Consider the following 17,610-nt stretch of genomic DNA (forward strand, 5'->3'; position numbering starts at 1 on the left):
GCCCTACATTAACGCATTTCTCTCCATAAACCCTTCCCCACCCAGCTGGCGCATCTGGCGCATGATCCACGCCTGACGGCTTCGCACGTACCCTGACGGGGCGCTGGCCTTGAAGCGGACAGGATTAGGCAGAACAGCCGCGAGCAGCGCCGCCTCCGACATGCTCAGCCTGCTGGCAGGTTTATTAAAATAGCGTTGTGATGCAGCTTCGACACCAAATACCCCGTCGCCGAACTCGGCGATATTAAGGTAAACGGTCAGAATACGCTTTTTGCTCCAGACCGTTTCCATTCCCAGGGTCAGACCCGCTTCCAGCCCTTTTCGCACCCAGCTTCGGCCATCCCACAGGAACAGGTTTTTAGCCGTCTGCTGCGACAGCGTTGACGCACCGCGCACACGGTTTTCGTGACGTTCGTTATGGGCCAGCGCCTTTTCAATCGCAGCCACATCGAACCCCCAGTGCTCCGGGAATTTCTGGTCTTCCGCCGCGATAACCGCCAGCCCCATGAAAGGAGAAATTTCATCCATGCTCACCCAGTCAGAATGGGCAACATAGCCGAAATCACCGGAGAACCACGCGCTAAGCTGGCGCTCAACCATGACCGCTGAAAACGGTACCGGCAAAATGCTGAACACGGCCAGCCCGCCTCCCCAGAACACCGCCAGGACGAGAACGATGCGTAAAAGAAGGCGTTTCACCCATGCGCCTGCGGAAGACTGACGCCTCATTCCGTCAGCACCAGCACTCGGGCGACCAGCTTTTCAATGCCCACGGCGGCTTCCGCAATATTCTTCGCCAGCATATACGCGGGCGTGGTGACAACTTTGTTGTCTTCATCCACCACAATGTCATCGACCGGGCACGGAACGTGTTCGCCCCCCATATCCTCGACGACCTCTGCGGTATCAATATCGGTTCCGATCGTCAGCCGTAACGGAAAATCGAAAATATTTGGCAGCATGGCTGGTGCAATACAGATAAAGCCCAGCGGCTTGCCCGCGGCATGCATCGCCAGCGTCAGCGCTTTTAGATCAGGGTCCACCGTGCATGCGGCACCCTCGGCAGCAAAGGTGCTGAGATTTTTCGCGGCGCCGAAGCCGCCCGGCACAATGAGCGCATCCAGTTCAGCGGCATCTGCCTTCGCCAGCGGATGAATCTCTCCCCGGGCAATACGCGCGGCTTCAATCAGCACGTTACGCGTTTCGGCCATCGGCTCGCCGGTCAGATGGTTAATCACATCCGACTGATTTTTGTCGGGCGCAAAACAGATAACCTCTGCTCCCTGTTTCGTCAGGGCCAGCAGCGTGATTACGGCTTCATGTATTTCTGAACCATCAAAAACACCGCATCCGCTCAGGACAACACCAATTTTTTTCATCTTGACGATCCTTCTTTGCAACTCGCTGAAGCACATTAATAATTTTGATTAAAACGCTATGCTTCACACATTTCACTGATTCATGTAACAAACCATTTAAGATTTGCTATCTTATCTGCGTGCGGCCTAAATTTTTACGGCGGCGCCCATTAGAAAATTACTTTAAAAAACAGGCGCAGCCACGATTTCCCTGGTGTTGGCGCAGTATTCGCGCACCCCGGTCTAGCCGGGGTCATTTTTTTCTGGCATCCACCCAGGCTTTAAGCACCGCAACATCGTTCTGCCACTCTTGTTTCATCTCTTCAACCCAATCACCAACGTTATCTTCCCAAGCTGGTAAATCAGGCGACTGAATCTGTTGACCCAGCTGCTGCAGGTGGCGTAACCCGACCGAGCCGGCTGCGCCTTTGATTTTATGCCCTTCTTCCACGATGCCCTTCTGGTCACGCGCCGTCAGGTTTGACTCCAGCACGCTCAGATAACCCGGCATCATTTTTTCAAACACCGCCAGGCCGTCGGTAATCAGTTTCGGGCCGACCAGATCGATATACTGCTCCAGCATCGCGGTATCGAGTATCGTTTGGGCTTTTGCGCTATCAACAGACGTCATGGTGCTCTCCTCTTCATCGTGGGTATCCCAGAACTTCTTGATCATGGCGGTCAGAGCAGGCACCGCCAGAGGCTTGCTGAGTACATCGTCCATACCGGCGTCGAGATACTCTTTTTTATCTTTCAGCACGTTCGCCGTCAGCGCCACCAGCGGCGGCAGTTCATCAGCCGCGTACTGACGCGTCAGTTCACGCGAGATATCCAGCCCGGTCATATCCGGCAACTGGATATCCAGCAGAACGAGGTCATATTCACCCGGTGTAAACATCTCCAGCGCGGCTTTACCGGTCATCGCGACATCCACGCTGTTGCCCAGTTTTTCCAGCACCGAGCGCGCTACAATCACGTTAAGCTCAATATCCTCCACCAGCAGGACGTGCAGCGCAGGCAGCGGCATATCGTCGTTTTCAAAGGTATCCTCTACCTCTTCCGCCACCGCCGGCGCATGCACCGTCAGCGTGAAGGTTGACCCTTTGCCCGCCTGGCTGGCAACGGTGATGTCACCACCCATGCTCTTCGCCAGCCGCTTAGACACCGCCAGGCCGATTCCGGTACCAGTGGCCGGTTTTCCACCGTTGCTGTCCTTCACCTGGTAGTACATCGCGAAAATCTTGTCCTGCTCCTCCTGCGGAATACCAATCCCGGAGTCCTCCACCTCGAAGTGCAGCATGTCGCCGTCGTCATAGCGAATACGCACCACCACCTGCCCCTTCTGGGTAAATTTCACCGCGTTGCTGATGAGGTTCCACAGGATCTGACGCAGGCGCGTGCCGTCGGTAATCACTTTATGCGGCAGCGGCAGGGTGGGCTCCATGACAAAATTGAGCCCCTTCTGCTGGGCCTGCAGACCAGACAAGTTTTCCAGATCGGCAAGGAAGCTGGTGAAATCAACCGGCTGGTTATCAAGCTGAACCTTTCGGCGCTCCATCTTATCCATGTCAATAATATCGTTGAAGATATTACCCAGCGTGACCGCCGAGACGTGAATCGTTTTGAGGTATTTTTCCTGCTCTGCGGTCAGGTCGGTATCCAGCAGAATGCGGCTCAGCCCCACAATGCCGTTAAGCGGCGTACGAAGCTCATGGCTGATGGTGGAGATGAAGGTGGTCTTGTCGCGACTGGCGCGCTCCAGCGCATCCTGATAGCGCTTACGCTCGGTAATATCACGGCCGAAGCCCATCAGGCCGTGGCGCTTCCCGACGCGGTCATAGTACGGCACCTTACGGATCTCAAAGCAGGCTTTGCGCCCGTCCGGGTAATCCAGCCACTGTTCGTAGGTCAGCGAGACGTTATGGCGGAACACTTTTTCATCCGTCTCCATGACCTTGGCGGCCGCCTCTTCGGAGTAAACGTCCTGCGGCTTGAGGTGAATCAGCTGCTTCTCGCTTTTCCCGGTCAGGAGCTCCATCGCGCGGTTACAGCCTGAAAATTCTTTATCTTCGTTACGGTAGAATACCAGATCCGGCGAAGCGTCCAGGAACGAACGCAGGAAGGAGGATTGCTGCTCAAGCTGGATCTGCGTCACCTCGCGCTCTTTCATTTCGATTTTCAGCTGTTCCAGCGTGGCCTGACGCTCTGCCTCCGCCTTCTCACGATCTGAAATTTCCTGATTCAACTGAGCAATGTTGTCTTTAAGCTGAACGTTGAGCTTCAGGTCGCGCTCGCGCATCTCCTCCAGCTTATCGACCAGTTTTGATAAGCGCTGTCGGGACTCCTCCAACTGCTCGACCACCACGGAAAGGAAATAGACCGCCCAGGGGGTAATGAGCAGGCCGAAGAAGATAGAGCGGATAACGTCGATACTCTCGACCTGACCATGCAGAACCATCGTAACGGCCATCTGCACGACAATCGCCAGAACGACCAGCGCCAGCGCCAGCAGCATGGAGAAACGCACCAGCCCAAGCTTCATCATCAGGTCGACGTAGTACTGGGCTAGCATTCGAATTTGCTTCATAGAGGATCCCTTCACGACTTTATCGCTCAATAATACTCAAATTCGAGGCGGGACGTTGAAGGTTGTGAGAAAAAGTGCGGGGTGAAACAGGAGATTAGCCTCGCCTCCGGTTCACCGGAAGCGAGGAGAGGTCAATCAGGAGCGTTTCAGCAGCAGCCAGAGGCTGATCAGGAAGAAGCTGGCGCTCGGCAGCAGCGCACCGATAATCGGCGGAATGCCATAAACCAGCGTCAGCGGACCGAAGATCTGATCGAGTACATAGAAGACAAAGCCGAAGCTAATACCGGTCACGACGCGCACGCCCATCGGCACGCTACGCAGCGGGCCGAAGATAAACGACAGCGCCATCAGCATCATCACCGCCACGGACATCGGCTGGAAGATTTTGCTCCACATGTTGAGCTGATAGCGTCCGGCATCCTGCCCGCTCGACTTCAGGTACTTCACATAGTTGTGCAAGCCGCTGATAGAGAGCGCGTCAGGATCCAGCGCAACAACCCCGAGCTTATCCGGCGTGAGGTTGGTCTTCCAGGTGCCGGTCACCGTCTGTGACCCGGTAATCTGTTTTGGATCGGTCAGGTCAGATTCATCAACCTGCGACAAACGCCACTGCTTATGTTCAGCGTCAAACTTCGCGGAAGAGGCGTGTCGGACAGACTCCAGACGGCGCTGGTCGTTGAACGCGTAGATGCTCACCCCGCCCAGTTCATCATTACCCTTTACCCGTTCGATGTAGACGAAGTTTTTCCCGTCTTTCGCCCATAAACCTTGCTGAGTCGAGAGCAGTGAACCACCGTACATTGCCTGAGCACGATAGTTACGCGCCATCTGCTCGCCCTGCGGTGCCACCCACTCGCCAATCGCCATGGTCAACAGCACCAGCGGGATTGCGGTTTTCATTACCGACAGCGCAACCTGCATACGGGTAAAGCCTGAGGCCTGCATCACCACCAGCTCGCTGCGCTGAGCCAGCATCCCCAGCCCCAGCAGCGCGCCCAGCAGAGCCGCCATCGGGAAGAAGATCTGCACATCTTTTGGCACGCTGAGCAGGGTGTACATCCCCGCACCCATCGCGTCATAGCTGCCCTGCCCGGCTTTTTTCAGCTGATCGACAAATTTGATAATGCCGGAGAGCGACACCAGCATGAACAATGTCATCATGATGGTGGTGAAAATGGTTTTACCGATATAGCGATCAAGAACGCCAAACGCCTGCATTAGATGGCTCCTTTACGCGAGAATCGGGCACGTATGCGGCGCACAGGCACCGTATCCCACAGGTTTAATCCCAGCGCCAGTAAGATGTACAGGCTGTTAACGAACCACGTCCAGACCATCGGATCCAGTTTACCCTTCGCGCCGTTAGAGCGAATCGAGGTTTGCAGCAGGAAGTAGATCAGGTAAAGCAGCATCGCTGGCAGCATAGAGAGCACGCGGCCCTGGCGCGGGTTCACCACGCTCAGCGGCACGACAATCAGTGCCATCATAAACACGGTGAATACGAGCGTAATACGCCAGTGGAACTCAGCCCGCGCTCTGTCGGTATCGGTATTCCACAGCGTGCGCATATCCATTTGCTCGGTATCCGTCGGATCGAGCGCCACCGCCTGATGACCAATAATGGCCTGATAGTTCTGGAAATCCGTAATACGGAAGTCACGCAGCATCGCGGTGCCTTCGAAACGGGTGCCTTTATTCAGCGTGACGACCTGAGAACCGTCTTTGCGCTGAGAAAGCTGGCCAGAATCGGCAACCACCACTGACGGACGCGCGTTACCTTTAGGACGCAGCTGTGCCAGAAATACATCGTTGAATTTACTGCCGTCAACGCTCTCAATAAACAGCACGGAGTTTCCGTCAGTCGCCTGCTGGAACTGCCCCTGCGCGAGCGCCGCCATGCCGGGGTTTGCTTTCGCCTCGGCCAGCACTTCGTCCTGATGACGGGAAGACATAGGGCCCGCCCACATCACATTCACCGCCGCAACAATGCCCGTGAACAGCGCCAGTATCATCGCCGCTTTCACTAGTACGGCTTTACTCAGGCCGCAGGCATGCATCACCGTAATTTCACTCTCGGTGTACAGCTTACCGAGGGTCATCAGCAGGCCGAGGAATAGACTCAGCGGCAGAATAAGCTGCGCCATTTCCGGGATCCCCAGCCCAAGCAGGGAAAGCACCAGATTCGTTGGAATTTCGCCGTCAACGGCCGCACCGAGGATCTTAACCAGCTTCTGACAGAAAAAAATCAGCAGCAGGATGAAGAGGATCGCCAGTTGGCTTTTGAGCGTCTCCCGCACCAGATATCTTATGATTATCACTTTAAATACGCCCGTAAAAACCCGTCTCTTTGCTGGAAAATCGCTTGTTTCATGGCTTAAACGTCATTTATTCTCTTGAGTCGTCGAAATCGTCGCTAAGATTAAAACATCCGGCGGATTCACGCTTCAGGACTTTTTCTGACGTGTCGAAACCGTAGTAACGTAAGATTAACACGAAGTCACCACAACAGCGGACATGAGTTACGAAAGGTTTCAATTCTATCCGTAGCAGCCGCCGTTGTCTTTAAGATTCAGGAGCGTAGTGCATGGAGTTCAGTGTAAAAAGCGGTAGCCCGGAGAAACAGCGGAGTGCCTGCATCGTTGTGGGCGTCTTTGAACCGCGCCGACTCTCCCCGATCGCCGAGCAACTCGATAAAATCAGTGACGGCTATATCAGCGCCCTGCTGCGCCGTGGCGAACTGGAAGGCAAACCTGGGCAGACGCTGTTACTGCACCATGTTCCGAACGTCCTGTCAGAGCGTATTCTGCTGATTGGCTGCGGCAAAGAGCGCGAGCTGGATGAACGTCAGTATAAGCAGGTTATTCAGAAAACCATTAATACGCTGAATGACACCGGTTCAATGGAAGCCGTCTGCTTCCTGACCGAGCTGCACGTCAAAGGCCGTAACACCTACTGGAAAGTGCGTCAGGCCGTCGAAACGGCAAAAGAGAGCCTTTACAGCTTCGATCAGCTTAAGACCAACAAAAGCGAGCCGCGTCGCCCGCTGCGCAAAATGGTCTTTAACGTGCCAACCCGTCGCGAACTGACCAGCGGCGAGCGCGCCATCCAGCATGGTCTGGCGATTGCCGCCGGTATCAAAGCGGCAAAAGATCTCGGCAACATGCCGCCAAACATCTGTAACGCCGCTTACCTCGCCTCTCAGGCGCGCCAGCTGGCTGACTCCTACAGCAAAAACGTCATCACCCGCGTCATCGGCGAACAGCAGATGAAAGAGCTGGGGATGCACTCTTATCTGGCGGTGGGTAACGGCTCGCAGAACGAATCCCTGATGTCGGTCATCGAATACAAAGGCAATCCGTCTGAAGACGCGCGTCCGATCGTGCTCGTCGGTAAAGGGCTGACCTTTGACTCCGGCGGTATCTCCATCAAGCCTTCAGAAGGCATGGACGAGATGAAGTACGACATGTGCGGCGCGGCGGCGGTTTACGGCGTCATGCGCATGGTTGCGGAGCTTCAGCTGCCCATCAACGTAATCGGCGTGCTGGCAGGCTGCGAAAACATGCCTGGCGGTCGCGCGTATCGCCCGGGCGACGTCCTGACCACCATGTCCGGCCAGACCGTTGAAGTGCTGAATACCGACGCCGAAGGCCGTCTGGTACTCTGTGACGTGTTGACCTACGTTGAGCGCTTCGAACCTGAAGCGGTTATCGACGTGGCCACCCTGACCGGTGCCTGCGTGATTGCCCTGGGCCATCACATCACCGGCCTGATGTCGAACCACAACCCGCTGGCGCACGAGCTTATCGGCGCGTCCGAGCAGGCCGGTGACCGTGCATGGCGTCTGCCGCTGGGTGACGAGTATCAGGAACAGCTGGAGTCTAACTTTGCGGACATGGCTAACATTGGTGGTCGTCCTGGCGGCGCAATTACCGCAGGCTGCTTCCTGGCGCGCTTCACCCGTAAATATAACTGGGCGCACCTGGACATCGCGGGTACCGCATGGCGCTCCGGTAAAGCCAAAGGCGCTACCGGACGTCCGGTGGCCCTGCTGTCGCAGTTCCTGCTTAATCGTGCGGGTTTTAACGGCGACGAGTGATGTAATGTGCCGGGTGGCGGCTTCGCCTTACCCGGCCTACACGCCGCTCAACCGTAGGCCGGGTAAGCGAAGCGCCACCCGGCTTTGCATTTAAATCCACGACAAGAAGCCCCATATATGAAGAATGCAACGTTCTACCTTCTGGACAACGACACCCATCAGGATGGCCTCAGCGCCGTTGAACAGCTGGTGTGTGAAATTGCCGCAGAACGTTGGCGCGCAGGTAAACGCGTACTGATTGCCTGTGAAGATGAGCAGCAGGCGATTCGCCTGGATGAAGCGCTATGGGCACGCCCGCCGGAAAGTTTTGTTCCGCATAACCTGTCGGGCGAAGGTCCACGCGGCGGGGCACCGGTCGAAATAGCCTGGCCGCAAAAGCGCAACAGCAGCGCGCGCGATATTCTCATTAGCCTGCGGACAGACTTTGCAGATTTTGCCACCGCTTTCACAGAAGTGGTAGACTTTGTCCCTTACGAAGAATCCTTGAAACAACTGGCGCGCGAACGCTATAAAGCGTACCGCCTGGCCGGTTTTAACCTGAATACGGCAACCTGGAAATAATGGAAAAGACATATAACCCACGCGATATCGAACAGCCGCTTTACGAGCACTGGGAACAGCAGGGCTATTTCAAGCCTAACGGCGACGAAAGCAAAGAGTCCTTCTGCATCATGATCCCGCCGCCGAACGTCACCGGCAGTTTGCATATGGGGCATGCTTTCCAGCAGACCATCATGGACACCATGATCCGCTACCAGCGCATGCAGGGCAAAAACACCCTGTGGCAGGCGGGGACTGACCACGCGGGTATCGCGACCCAGATGGTGGTTGAGCGTAAAATTGCCGCTGAAGAAGGTAAAACTCGTCACGACTACGGTCGCGATGCGTTCATCGACAAAATCTGGCAGTGGAAGGCAGAATCCGGCGGCACCATTACCCGTCAGATGCGCCGTCTCGGCAACTCCGTGGACTGGGAGCGCGAGCGCTTCACCATGGACGAAGGCCTGTCCAACGCCGTAAAAGAAGTGTTCGTCCGTCTGTACAAAGAAGACCTGATTTACCGCGGCAAACGCCTGGTAAACTGGGACCCGAAACTGCGCACCGCAATTTCTGACCTGGAAGTGGAAAACCGCGAGTCTAAAGGCTCCATGTGGCACATCCGCTATCCGCTGGCCGACGGCGCAAAAACCGCAGACGGTAAAGATTACCTGGTGGTGGCGACCACCCGTCCGGAAACCCTGCTGGGCGATACCGGCGTGGCCGTTAACCCGGAAGATCCGCGCTATAAAGATCTGATCGGCAAATTTGTGGTACTGCCGCTGGTGAACCGCCGCATTCCGATTGTGGGCGACGAACACGCCGACATGGAAAAAGGCACCGGCTGCGTGAAAATCACCCCGGCGCACGACTTCAACGACTATGAAGTGGGTCGTCGTCACGCCCTGCCGATGATCAACATTCTGACCTTCGACGGCGATATCCGCGAAAGCGCAGAGGTGTACGATACCAAAGGCAACGAATCCGACGTTTACTCCAGCGAGATCCCGGCGGAGTTCCAGAAGCTGGAGCGCTTTGCTGCACGTAAAGCCATCGTAGCCGCCGTTGATGCCCTCGGCCTGCTGGAAGAGATTAAGCCTCACGATCTGACCGTGCCGTACGGCGACCGTGGCGGCGTGGTTATTGAGCCAATGCTGACCGACCAGTGGTACGTGCGTGCCGACGTGCTGGCAAAACCGGCTGTGGAAGCGGTTGAGAACGGCAGCATTCAGTTCGTGCCGAAGCAGTACGAAAACATGTACTTCTCCTGGATGCGCGACATTCAGGACTGGTGTATCTCCCGTCAGCTCTGGTGGGGTCACCGCATCCCGGCATGGTACGACAACGAAGGCAACGTCTACGTTGGCCGTAGCGAAGACGAAGTGCGTCAGGAAAATAACCTGAGCGCTGACGTGGCCCTGCGCCAGGATGAAGACGTTCTGGATACCTGGTTCTCCTCCGCGCTGTGGACCTTCTCTACCCTCGGCTGGCCGGAAAACACCGACGCGCTGCGTCAGTTCCATCCAACCAGCGTAATGGTGTCCGGCTTCGACATCATCTTCTTCTGGATTGCCCGCATGATCATGATGACCATGCACTTCATCAAAGACGAAGACGGCAAGCCGCAGGTTCCGTTCCATACCGTCTATATGACCGGCCTTATCCGCGACGACGAAGGGCAGAAGATGTCCAAGTCCAAGGGCAACGTGATTGACCCGCTGGACATGGTTGACGGGATCTCCCTGGAAGACCTGTTGGAAAAACGTACCGGCAACATGATGCAGCCGCAACTGGCTGAGAAAATCCGCAAGCGTACCGAGAAGCAGTTCCCGAACGGGATCGAATCTCACGGTACCGACGCCCTGCGCTTCACCCTGGCGGCGCTGGCCTCTACCGGCCGCGACATCAACTGGGACATGAAGCGTCTGGAAGGTTACCGTAACTTCTGTAACAAGCTGTGGAACGCCAGCCGCTTCGTCCTGATGAACACCGAAGATCAGGACTGCGGCTTCAACGGCGGCGAGATGACCCTGTCTCTGGCGGACCGCTGGATCCTGGCGGAATTCAACCAGACGGTGAAGGCGTTCCGCGAGGCGCTGGACAGCTACCGCTTCGACATCGCAGCGGGCATTCTGTATGAATTCACCTGGAACCAGTTCTGTGACTGGTATCTGGAGCTGGCGAAGCCGGTCATGAACGGCGGTTCTGAAGCAGAGCTGCGCGGCACGCGCAACACGCTGATTACCGTCCTGGAAGGCCTGCTGCGCCTGGCGCATCCGGTCATTCCATTCATCACCGAAACCATCTGGCAGCGCGTGAAGGTCATTGCGGGCATCAACGCCGATACCATCATGCTGCAGCCGTTCCCGGAATTCGATGCGGCTAAGGTTGATGAAGCCGCGTCAGCGGATACCGAGTGGCTGAAGCAGGCGATCGTTGCGGTACGTAACATCCGTGCCGAAATGAACATCGCCCCGGGTAAACCACTGGAGCTGCTGCTGCGCGGTTGCAGCGACGCTGCCGTTCGTCGCGTCACCGAGAACAACACTTTCCTGAAAACCATGGCGCGTCTGGAAAGCATCACCGTGCTGCCTGCCGATGACAAGGGTCCGGTTTCCGTGACTAAAATCATCGACGGTGCGGAGCTGCTGATCCCGATGGCAGGCCTGGTCGACAAAGACGCAGAGCTGGCGCGTCTGGCGAAAGAAGTGGCGAAAGTCGATGTGGAAATTGGCAAAATCGAAAGCAAGCTGGCGAACGAAGGCTTTGTTGCCCGCGCGCCGGAAGCAGTCATTGCCAAAGAGCGTGAGCGTCTGGTTGCCTTCGCCGATGCGAAGACCAAACTGATCGAGCAGCAGGCCGTTATCGCGGCCCTGTAATGCTTTTACCCCTTACGCTTCAGGGCGTAAGGGGTAACCTTCCTGAAAACTCCTCGCTTGCACTCCCTTTTCTGCGGTGCTATTAACAGCAACTGTGTGTCAATTTTTGTAATGAGTAATGCTATGAGCGTGATTACCCCCGTCGCGACGACGATGCGTCGGATCACTGAGCAGGACAATCCGGCTATCGCCGCCGTTATCCGCACCGTTTCTGCAGAGTTTGGGCTGACGGCGGATAAAGGTTACACCGTTGCCGACCCGAATCTTGACGAACTGTTTAAGCTGTACAGCCAGCCGGGCCACGCCTACTGGGTCATTGAGCAGGACGGTCAGGTTGTGGGCGGCGGCGGCGTTGCACCGCTGAGCTGCAGCGAGCCGGATATCTGTGAGCTGCAGAAAATGTATTTCCTGCCGTCGGTTCGTGGACAGGGTCTGGCGAAGAAGCTGGCGCTGGTCGCCCTGGAGCACGCGCGCAATCAGGGTTTTAAACGCTGCTACCTCGAAACCACCGCCTTCCTCAAAGAGGCCATCGGCCTGTATGAACATCTGGGCTTTGAGCATATCGATGCGCCGCTGGGCTGCACGGGCCACGTTGACTGCGAAGTCAGAATGCTGAAAACTCTGTAAGTTTCGTTCCTGCCCCCTTCTGTTAAGCGGCTGTAAACTGAATGCTCTACACTCTCAGTTCACACCACAACGGGGGAAACACGATGTCGAAGATAAAAAGCTACGCCGCACCGCAGGCGGGTGCAGAACTTGAGCTGTACGAGTACGATGCGGGCGAACTAAAAGCAGAAGACGTCGAAGTACAGGTTGATTACTGCGGGGTCTGCCACTCAGATCTCTCGATGATCGACAACGAATGGGGCTTCTCCAGCTATCCGCTGGTTGCCGGGCACGAAGTGATTGGCCGCGTCGTCGCGCTCGGCAGCGCCGCGCAGGACAAAGGGCTGAAGGTTGGCCAGCGCGTGGGCATTGGCTGGACAGCACGGAGCTGCGGCCACTGCGACGCCTGTATCAGCGGCAACCAGATCAACTGCCTTGAAGGCGCAGTGCCCACCATCCTGAACAAGGGCGGTTTCGCCGATAAGCTGCGCGCCGACTGGCAATGGGTCATCCCGCTGCCGGACAGCATTGATATTGAATCTGCTGGTCCACTGCTGTGCGGCGGGATCACCGTCTTTAAACCGCTGCTGATGCACCACGTCACCGCCACCAGCCGCGTGGGCGTGATCGGTATCGGTGGTCTGGGCCACATCGCCATCAAGCTGCTGCACGCGATGGGCTGTGAAGTGACGGCGTTTAGCTCGAATCCGGCGAAGGAGAAAGAAGTGCTGGCAATGGGCGCGGACAAAGTCGTGAACAGCCGCGATCCGGACGCGCTGAACGCGCTGGCTGGGCAGTTTGACCTGATCATCAACACCGTGAACGTCGATCTCAACTGGCAGCCGTACTTTGAAGCGCTGGCCTACGGCGGTAACTTCCACACCGTGGGTGCGGTGATGAAGCCGCTGCCGGTTCCGGCCTTTACCCTGATCGGCGGGGATCGCAGCGTGTCAGGCTCCGCGACCGGTACGCCATACGAGCTGCGCAAGCTGATGAAGTTTGCCGGCCGCACCAAAGTGACGCCGACCACCGAGCTGTATCCAATGTCGAAAATTAACGAAGCCATCCAGCACGTGCGCGACGGCAAAGCCCGTTATCGCGTGGTGTTGAAAGCGGATTTCTGATGTGAGTTTGCCGGGTGGCGGCTTCGCCTGACCCGGCCTACTTTTGCTACTGCGCCAATGTATTAAACACTTCCGCCACCGCGACCGCCCCCGGGTCCATTACCCCATCCAGATTCTCTTTATTCACATACGATGAGCGCCCTGCTCCGGCTTTCGCCATTTTCGCCGTTGCCTCCGCTCCCTGCTGCGCAGCCTGCGCTGCCGCCTGAAGATCTTTTTTCTTCAAGGCTTCCAGCGCCGGTTGCAGCGCATCGATCAGCGTACGATCGCCGAGATCTGCCCCGCCATACTGCTTCATCTGCGCCAGTCCGCTCAGCAATGCTTCAGGTAGCGGCTGTCCATCGTGAAGCTTTTGCCCCGCCGCCGTGAAGAAGATCGACATGAGTACACCGCTCGATCCGCCCATCACCGTGGCCAGTCGTTCCCCCACCAGCAACAGCAGCTTAGGCACGTCATTCAGCGGGAGAGTGTTTTCTTCCAGGCGCTGCGCAATATCCCGTGCACCTTGCGCAAACGTAGAGCCGGTATCGCCATCGCCCACTTTGGCATCCAGCGCATTCAGGCGGTTTTCAAGCTGTATGAGCGTCTTCGTCACCTGTGAAACAGACTCCTTCACCTGCGGATTGTCGGACGCGGCATATTCCACGCTATCGTGAATAGCGCTTTGCGGAACGGTACGCAGAGGGGCAAACGCCACAGGCTTCTGCCAGCCCAGCGTCTCGACCTCGGCGTGAATCGCCTTTTCAAAGTAATCGTTGAGCTTTAGCAGCGTCAGAGAAAAGCCCTTCATATCCAGCGCGCTCACCAGCGGCGCAGGGCCAATCAGGTACGCAATATTCTCTTTCAGCGCTGAATGTGCCAGCTCTTTGGTGAGCAGAGCCATCTCCAGCGCGGACACGCCGCCGAGGTTGTTGATCAGCACCGCGAAACGCCCCTCGCCCGCCTGCGCTTTGAGCGGCGACACCAGCGTGTCGATAATCGCTTTGCTGTTTTGCGTATCAACCACCGAGGCACCCGGCTCCCCGTGGATCCCCAGCCCCAGCTCGACATGGCCCTGCTTGATGCGCCCCTCTTCATCGTCGCTGCCCGGCAGGTTGCAGGTTTGCATCGCAACGCCCAGGCTCCAGAGGTTATCGCAGGCCTGCTGCGCAATATCCCGCACCTCGCTCAGCGATTTTCCTTGCTCCGCTGCATAGCCCGCAATCTTGTGCACCAGCGCCGTGCCGGCAATGCCGCGCGGCTGCTTGTTGTCGGGCAGCGCGATATCGTCCGCCACAATCACCATCTCGACCTTCAGGCCGTAGCGTTTGGCCTTTTCTGCTGCCAGGCCAAAGTTAAGCCGGTCACCGGTATAGTTTTTGACGATCAGCAGGCAGCCGCGATCGCCCGTCACCGCCACAATAGCGTTCAGCACCGCATCCACGCTCGGGGAGGCGAACAGATCGCCACACACTGCCGCCGTCAGCATGCCTTTACCGACAAATCCGGCGTGCGCCGGTTCGTGCCCGGAGCCACCGCCGGAGATCACCGCCACGCGGCTTTTATCCCAGTCGCCGCGGGCGACAACCCTGATAGCTGGATCGATATCAAGTTTGACGAGATTCGCATGTGGCGCAGAAAGCAGTATGCCTTCAATGGCGTCATTGACCAGCTGTTTGCGATCGTTAAAGAAGAATCTGGACATTGTTTTCCACTATTTTATGAACCGTATGCAAAAGCATAGTCCGCGCTGGACAATGCGCCGCAAAGTCAGCAATTTACTCAACCATTTTGCCGTCATGTTGCCTATACTCCACCCAGGACTAAGAGAGGAAGCGCATCATGAGTACACCATTGTTAATTGCCCGGACGCTGGAAAAAGAGCTGTATCTACTGCCCGCGATGGCGAACCGCCACGGTCTGATTACCGGCGCCACCGGCACAGGGAAAACAGTCACTCTCCAGAAGCTGGCGGAGTCACTTTCAGAGATTGGCGTGCCGGTCTTTATGGCTGACGTAAAAGGCGATTTAACCGGTGTGGCTCAGGAGGGTAGCGCTTCTGAAAAACTGCTCGAACGACTGAAGAATATTGGCATTACGGACTGGACGCCGCACGGCAACCCGGTGGTGGTCTGGGACATCTTCGGTGAGAAAGGCCACCCGGTACGCGCCACCGTTTCCGATCTCGGCCCGCTGCTGCTGGCCCGCCTGCTCAACCTCAACGACGTGCAGTCCGGGGTGCTGAATATTATCTTCCGTATCGCCGACGATCAGGGGTTGCTGCTGCTTGATTTCAAAGATCTGCGCGCCATCACCCAGTACATCGGCGATAACGCCAAATCTTTCCAGAACCAGTACGGCAATATCAGCAGCGCCTCTGTCGGTGCCATTCAGCGTGGGCTACTGACGCTGGAGCAGCAGGGCGCCGAACACTTCTTCGGCGAGCCGATGCTGGATATTAAAGACTGGATGCGCACCGACAGCAGCGGCAAAGGCATCATCAACATTCTGAGTTCAGAGAAGCTCTACCAGATGCCAAAGCTTTACGCCGCCAGCCTGCTGTGGATGCTCTCCGAACTGTACGAGCAGTTACCGGAAGCGGGCGATCTGGAAAAACCCAAACTGGTCTTCTTCTTTGACGAAGCACACCTGCTGTTTAACGACGCGCCGCAGGTGCTGCTGGATAAAATTGAACAGGTTATCCGCCTGATCCGCTCCAAAGGGGTCGGCGTCTGGTTTGTGTCGCAAAACCCGTCGGATATTCCTGACAATGTGCTGGGCCAGCTGGGTAACCGCGTGCAGCACGCCCTGCGCGCCTTTACGCCGAAGGATCAGAAAGCGGTGAAAGCCGCCGCGCAAACCATGCGTGCCAATCCGGCCTTTGATACCGAAGCCGCGATTCAGGCGCTGGGCACCGGTGAAGCGCTGATCTCGTTCCTGGATGCTAAGGGCAGCCCGTCCGTGGTGGAACGCGCAATGGTGATCGCGCCCTGCTCGCGCATGGGGCCGGTTACCGACGATGAACGTAACAGCCTGATTAATCACTCCCCGGTGTACGGCAAGTATGAAGACGAGGTGGATCGGGAGTCTGCGTTCGAGATGCTGCAAAAAGGGGTACAGGCAACCACCGAATCGCAGGATGCTCCACCCGCTAAGGGCCAGTCAGTCGCAGTGGATGACGGTATTCTCGGCGGGCTAAAAGACATTTTGTTTGGCACAACCGGACCGCGCGGCGGCAAACGCGACGGCGTGGTACAGACCATGGCGAAAAGCGCCGCGCGGCAGGTCACCAATCAGATTGTGCGCGGCATGCTGGGGAGTCTGCTAGGCGGCCGCCGTCGATAGGCGGGGAACCCACGGGCGGCCCAGCGCCGAACCCTGTACGCCGTTTTCCTGAAGATAGCGGTCGATTTCCACCATCCCCGTCCACCGCTTCTCGCACCAGAGCGGTGCCAGAAGCGTTGGACGGCGGGCGCTGGCGGAGATGCGGTGGTAGACAATCTCCGGAGGCGTGTGGCGAATCGTCTCTCCCGCCGTCACCGTATAGTCGTCGAGTTCGATACTGCTTAACCGCCCGGCTTCCCAGGCTTTCGCCATTATGCTTCCCTTCACGATATGCAGCGGGTGCAGCTTAATGCCGTCTACGCCGGTTTCCACGACTTTTTCCAGCGTCTCCAGGCTGTGCTGCTGCCCTTCTCCGGGCAAGCCGACAATCAGATGCGAACAGACTTTCAGGCCACGCTCGCGGGCGAGACGCGTGGTGCGCTGGTAGCAGGCGAAATCATGCCCACGATTGATACGGTGCAGGGTTTTATCGTGCGCGGTCTGCAGGCCCAGCTCCAGCCAGATCTCATAGCCCTTCTCTCTGTACTCGCTAAGTAAATCCAGCACCGCCTCCGGTACGCAGTCCGGGCGCGTACCCACGCACAGCCCGACAATGTTCGCCTGAGCAACCGCCTGCTGATACATGGAACGCAGCACCTGCACCTCCGCCCACGTACTGGTGTAGGCCTGGAAATAGGCCAGATACTGCTTCGCGCGGTTCACCAGGCTGGCCTGATGGGCGAGCTGTTCCGCGATGGATTTATGCTGCTGGGCTTCGTCAGCAAACGACGCAACGTTACAGAAGGTGCAGCCGCCGCGCCCGATGGTGCCGTCGCGGTTCGGGCAGCTAAAGCCGCCGTGCAGCGTCAGCTTATGCACCTTTTGACCGTACCGCTGCAAAAGATCCCCACCAAACATATTGACTAATTTCTGTAACTGCATAATCTGATAGACCGTCCCGAAGAAAGGGGACAAGCCTGCCATTTTTAGCCTCTGTCGGCGATGACCTGGATCAATCGCCCTGGACGGCCTTTATCTATTTGAATAAATAATCACGATTACCGAGATTTCATTCACCCGCCACGTAATTACTTTTCCTTATGTTCTGATGGTTTTTTTC

Annotated in this window: 14 protein-coding genes; 6 read left to right on the forward strand and 8 right to left on the reverse strand. The window is 57.0% G+C overall.

Annotation, left to right across the window (positions count from 1 at the left end):
- Positions 1–3: 3 nt before the first annotated feature.
- From mtgA to INF77_RS23440, 6 genes are all read right to left on the reverse strand, one after another.
- A complete protein-coding gene (mtgA, locus tag INF77_RS07075) occupies positions 4–729 on the reverse strand; it encodes a monofunctional biosynthetic peptidoglycan transglycosylase (protein ID WP_126817009.1) in 726 nt (241 codons plus the stop codon).
- Positions 726–1,379 (reverse strand): isoprenoid biosynthesis glyoxalase ElbB, encoded by a 654-nt coding sequence (elbB, locus tag INF77_RS07080; RefSeq protein WP_047364720.1) that lies wholly within the window; start codon positions 1,377–1,379, stop codon positions 726–728. The genes mtgA and elbB overlap by 4 nt, the downstream gene beginning before the upstream one ends.
- A 232-nt stretch (positions 1,380–1,611) precedes the next feature.
- Positions 1,612–3,945: an aerobic respiration two-component sensor histidine kinase ArcB gene (gene arcB / locus INF77_RS07085; protein WP_193532312.1), complete on the reverse strand. Its 2,334-nt coding sequence runs from the start codon at positions 3,943–3,945 to the stop codon at positions 1,612–1,614.
- A gap of 135 nt (positions 3,946–4,080) precedes the next feature.
- Positions 4,081–5,163: an LPS export ABC transporter permease LptG gene (lptG, locus tag INF77_RS07090; RefSeq protein ID WP_028014575.1), complete on the reverse strand. Its 1,083-nt coding sequence runs from the start codon at positions 5,161–5,163 to the stop codon at positions 4,081–4,083.
- Positions 5,163–6,263: an LPS export ABC transporter permease LptF gene (gene lptF, locus INF77_RS07095; RefSeq protein WP_028014576.1), complete on the reverse strand. Its 1,101-nt coding sequence runs from the start codon at positions 6,261–6,263 to the stop codon at positions 5,163–5,165. Before lptF ends, lptG begins: the two co-directional genes overlap by 1 nt.
- Positions 6,264–6,326: 63 nt before the next feature.
- Complete coding sequence (locus INF77_RS23440; protein WP_213743486.1) at positions 6,327–6,386, reverse strand: hypothetical protein; 60 nt, start codon at positions 6,384–6,386, stop codon at positions 6,327–6,329.
- Positions 6,387–6,529: 143 nt separating this feature from the next.
- On the opposite strand from INF77_RS23440, the gene pepA reads away from it, so the two are divergent.
- From pepA to INF77_RS07120, 5 genes are all read left to right on the forward strand, one after another.
- A complete protein-coding gene (pepA, locus tag INF77_RS07100; protein WP_028014577.1) occupies positions 6,530–8,041 on the forward strand; it encodes a leucyl aminopeptidase in 1,512 nt (503 codons plus the stop codon).
- Positions 8,042–8,158: 117 nt separating this feature from the next.
- Entirely contained in the window at positions 8,159–8,602 is a 444-nt protein-coding gene (gene holC, locus INF77_RS07105) for a DNA polymerase III subunit chi (protein ID WP_003861884.1), read from the forward strand.
- Entirely contained in the window at positions 8,602–11,457 is a 2,856-nt protein-coding gene (locus INF77_RS07110) for a valine--tRNA ligase (protein ID WP_045630735.1), read from the forward strand. Before holC ends, INF77_RS07110 begins: the two co-directional genes overlap by 1 nt.
- A gap of 123 nt (positions 11,458–11,580) precedes the next feature.
- Positions 11,581–12,084 (forward strand): GNAT family N-acetyltransferase, encoded by a 504-nt coding sequence (locus INF77_RS07115; protein ID WP_193532311.1) that lies wholly within the window; start codon positions 11,581–11,583, stop codon positions 12,082–12,084.
- A gap of 83 nt (positions 12,085–12,167) precedes the next feature.
- A complete protein-coding gene (locus INF77_RS07120) occupies positions 12,168–13,187 on the forward strand; it encodes an NAD(P)-dependent alcohol dehydrogenase (protein WP_028014580.1) in 1,020 nt (339 codons plus the stop codon).
- 46 nt (positions 13,188–13,233) lie between these two features.
- Here the strand turns inward: INF77_RS07120 and INF77_RS07125 are convergent, their stop codons facing one another.
- On the reverse strand, positions 13,234–14,871 hold the full coding sequence (locus INF77_RS07125; protein ID WP_048999213.1) for a dihydroxyacetone kinase subunit DhaK: 1,638 nt from the start codon (positions 14,869–14,871) through the stop codon (positions 13,234–13,236).
- Positions 14,872–15,008: 137 nt separating this feature from the next.
- On the opposite strand from INF77_RS07125, the gene INF77_RS07130 reads away from it, so the two are divergent.
- On the forward strand, positions 15,009–16,511 hold the full coding sequence (locus tag INF77_RS07130; RefSeq protein ID WP_062935875.1) for a helicase HerA-like C-terminal domain-containing protein: 1,503 nt from the start codon (positions 15,009–15,011) through the stop codon (positions 16,509–16,511).
- On the opposite strand, the gene INF77_RS07135 is transcribed toward INF77_RS07130, so the two are convergent.
- Positions 16,491–17,432 (reverse strand): TIGR01212 family radical SAM protein, encoded by a 942-nt coding sequence (locus INF77_RS07135; RefSeq protein ID WP_193532323.1) that lies wholly within the window; start codon positions 17,430–17,432, stop codon positions 16,491–16,493. The two genes, INF77_RS07130 and INF77_RS07135, sit on opposite strands and share 21 nt — an antisense overlap.
- Between the last annotated feature and the right edge of the window lie 178 nt (positions 17,433–17,610).

Source organism: Enterobacter cloacae complex sp. P1B, assembly GCF_014982345.1.
GTDB lineage: Bacteria > Pseudomonadota > Gammaproteobacteria > Enterobacterales > Enterobacteriaceae > Enterobacter > Enterobacter bugandensis.

Excerpts from the sequence above, each read along its gene's own strand:
- lptG (WP_028014575.1), bottom strand. The coding sequence starts at position 5,163 with ATGCAGGCGTTTGGCGTTCTTGATCGCTATATCGGTAAAACCATTTTC.
- INF77_RS07120 (WP_028014580.1), top strand. The coding sequence starts at position 12,168 with ATGTCGAAGATAAAAAGCTACGCCGCACCGCAGGCGGGTGCAGAACTT.
- arcB (WP_193532312.1), bottom strand. The coding sequence starts at position 3,945 with ATGAAGCAAATTCGAATGCTAGCCCAGTACTACGTCGACCTGATGATG.
- INF77_RS07115 (WP_193532311.1), top strand. The coding sequence starts at position 11,581 with ATGAGCGTGATTACCCCCGTCGCGACGACGATGCGTCGGATCACTGAG.
- pepA (WP_028014577.1), top strand. The coding sequence starts at position 6,530 with ATGGAGTTCAGTGTAAAAAGCGGTAGCCCGGAGAAACAGCGGAGTGCC.
- mtgA (WP_126817009.1), bottom strand. The coding sequence starts at position 729 with ATGAGGCGTCAGTCTTCCGCAGGCGCATGGGTGAAACGCCTTCTTTTA.
- INF77_RS07125 (WP_048999213.1), bottom strand. The coding sequence starts at position 14,871 with ATGTCCAGATTCTTCTTTAACGATCGCAAACAGCTGGTCAATGACGCC.
- INF77_RS07130 (WP_062935875.1), top strand. The coding sequence starts at position 15,009 with ATGAGTACACCATTGTTAATTGCCCGGACGCTGGAAAAAGAGCTGTAT.
- INF77_RS07135 (WP_193532323.1), bottom strand. The coding sequence starts at position 17,432 with ATGCAGTTACAGAAATTAGTCAATATGTTTGGTGGGGATCTTTTGCAG.
- INF77_RS07110 (WP_045630735.1), top strand. The coding sequence starts at position 8,602 with ATGGAAAAGACATATAACCCACGCGATATCGAACAGCCGCTTTACGAG.
- elbB (WP_047364720.1), bottom strand. The coding sequence starts at position 1,379 with ATGAAAAAAATTGGTGTTGTCCTGAGCGGATGCGGTGTTTTTGATGGT.
- holC (WP_003861884.1), top strand. The coding sequence starts at position 8,159 with ATGAAGAATGCAACGTTCTACCTTCTGGACAACGACACCCATCAGGAT.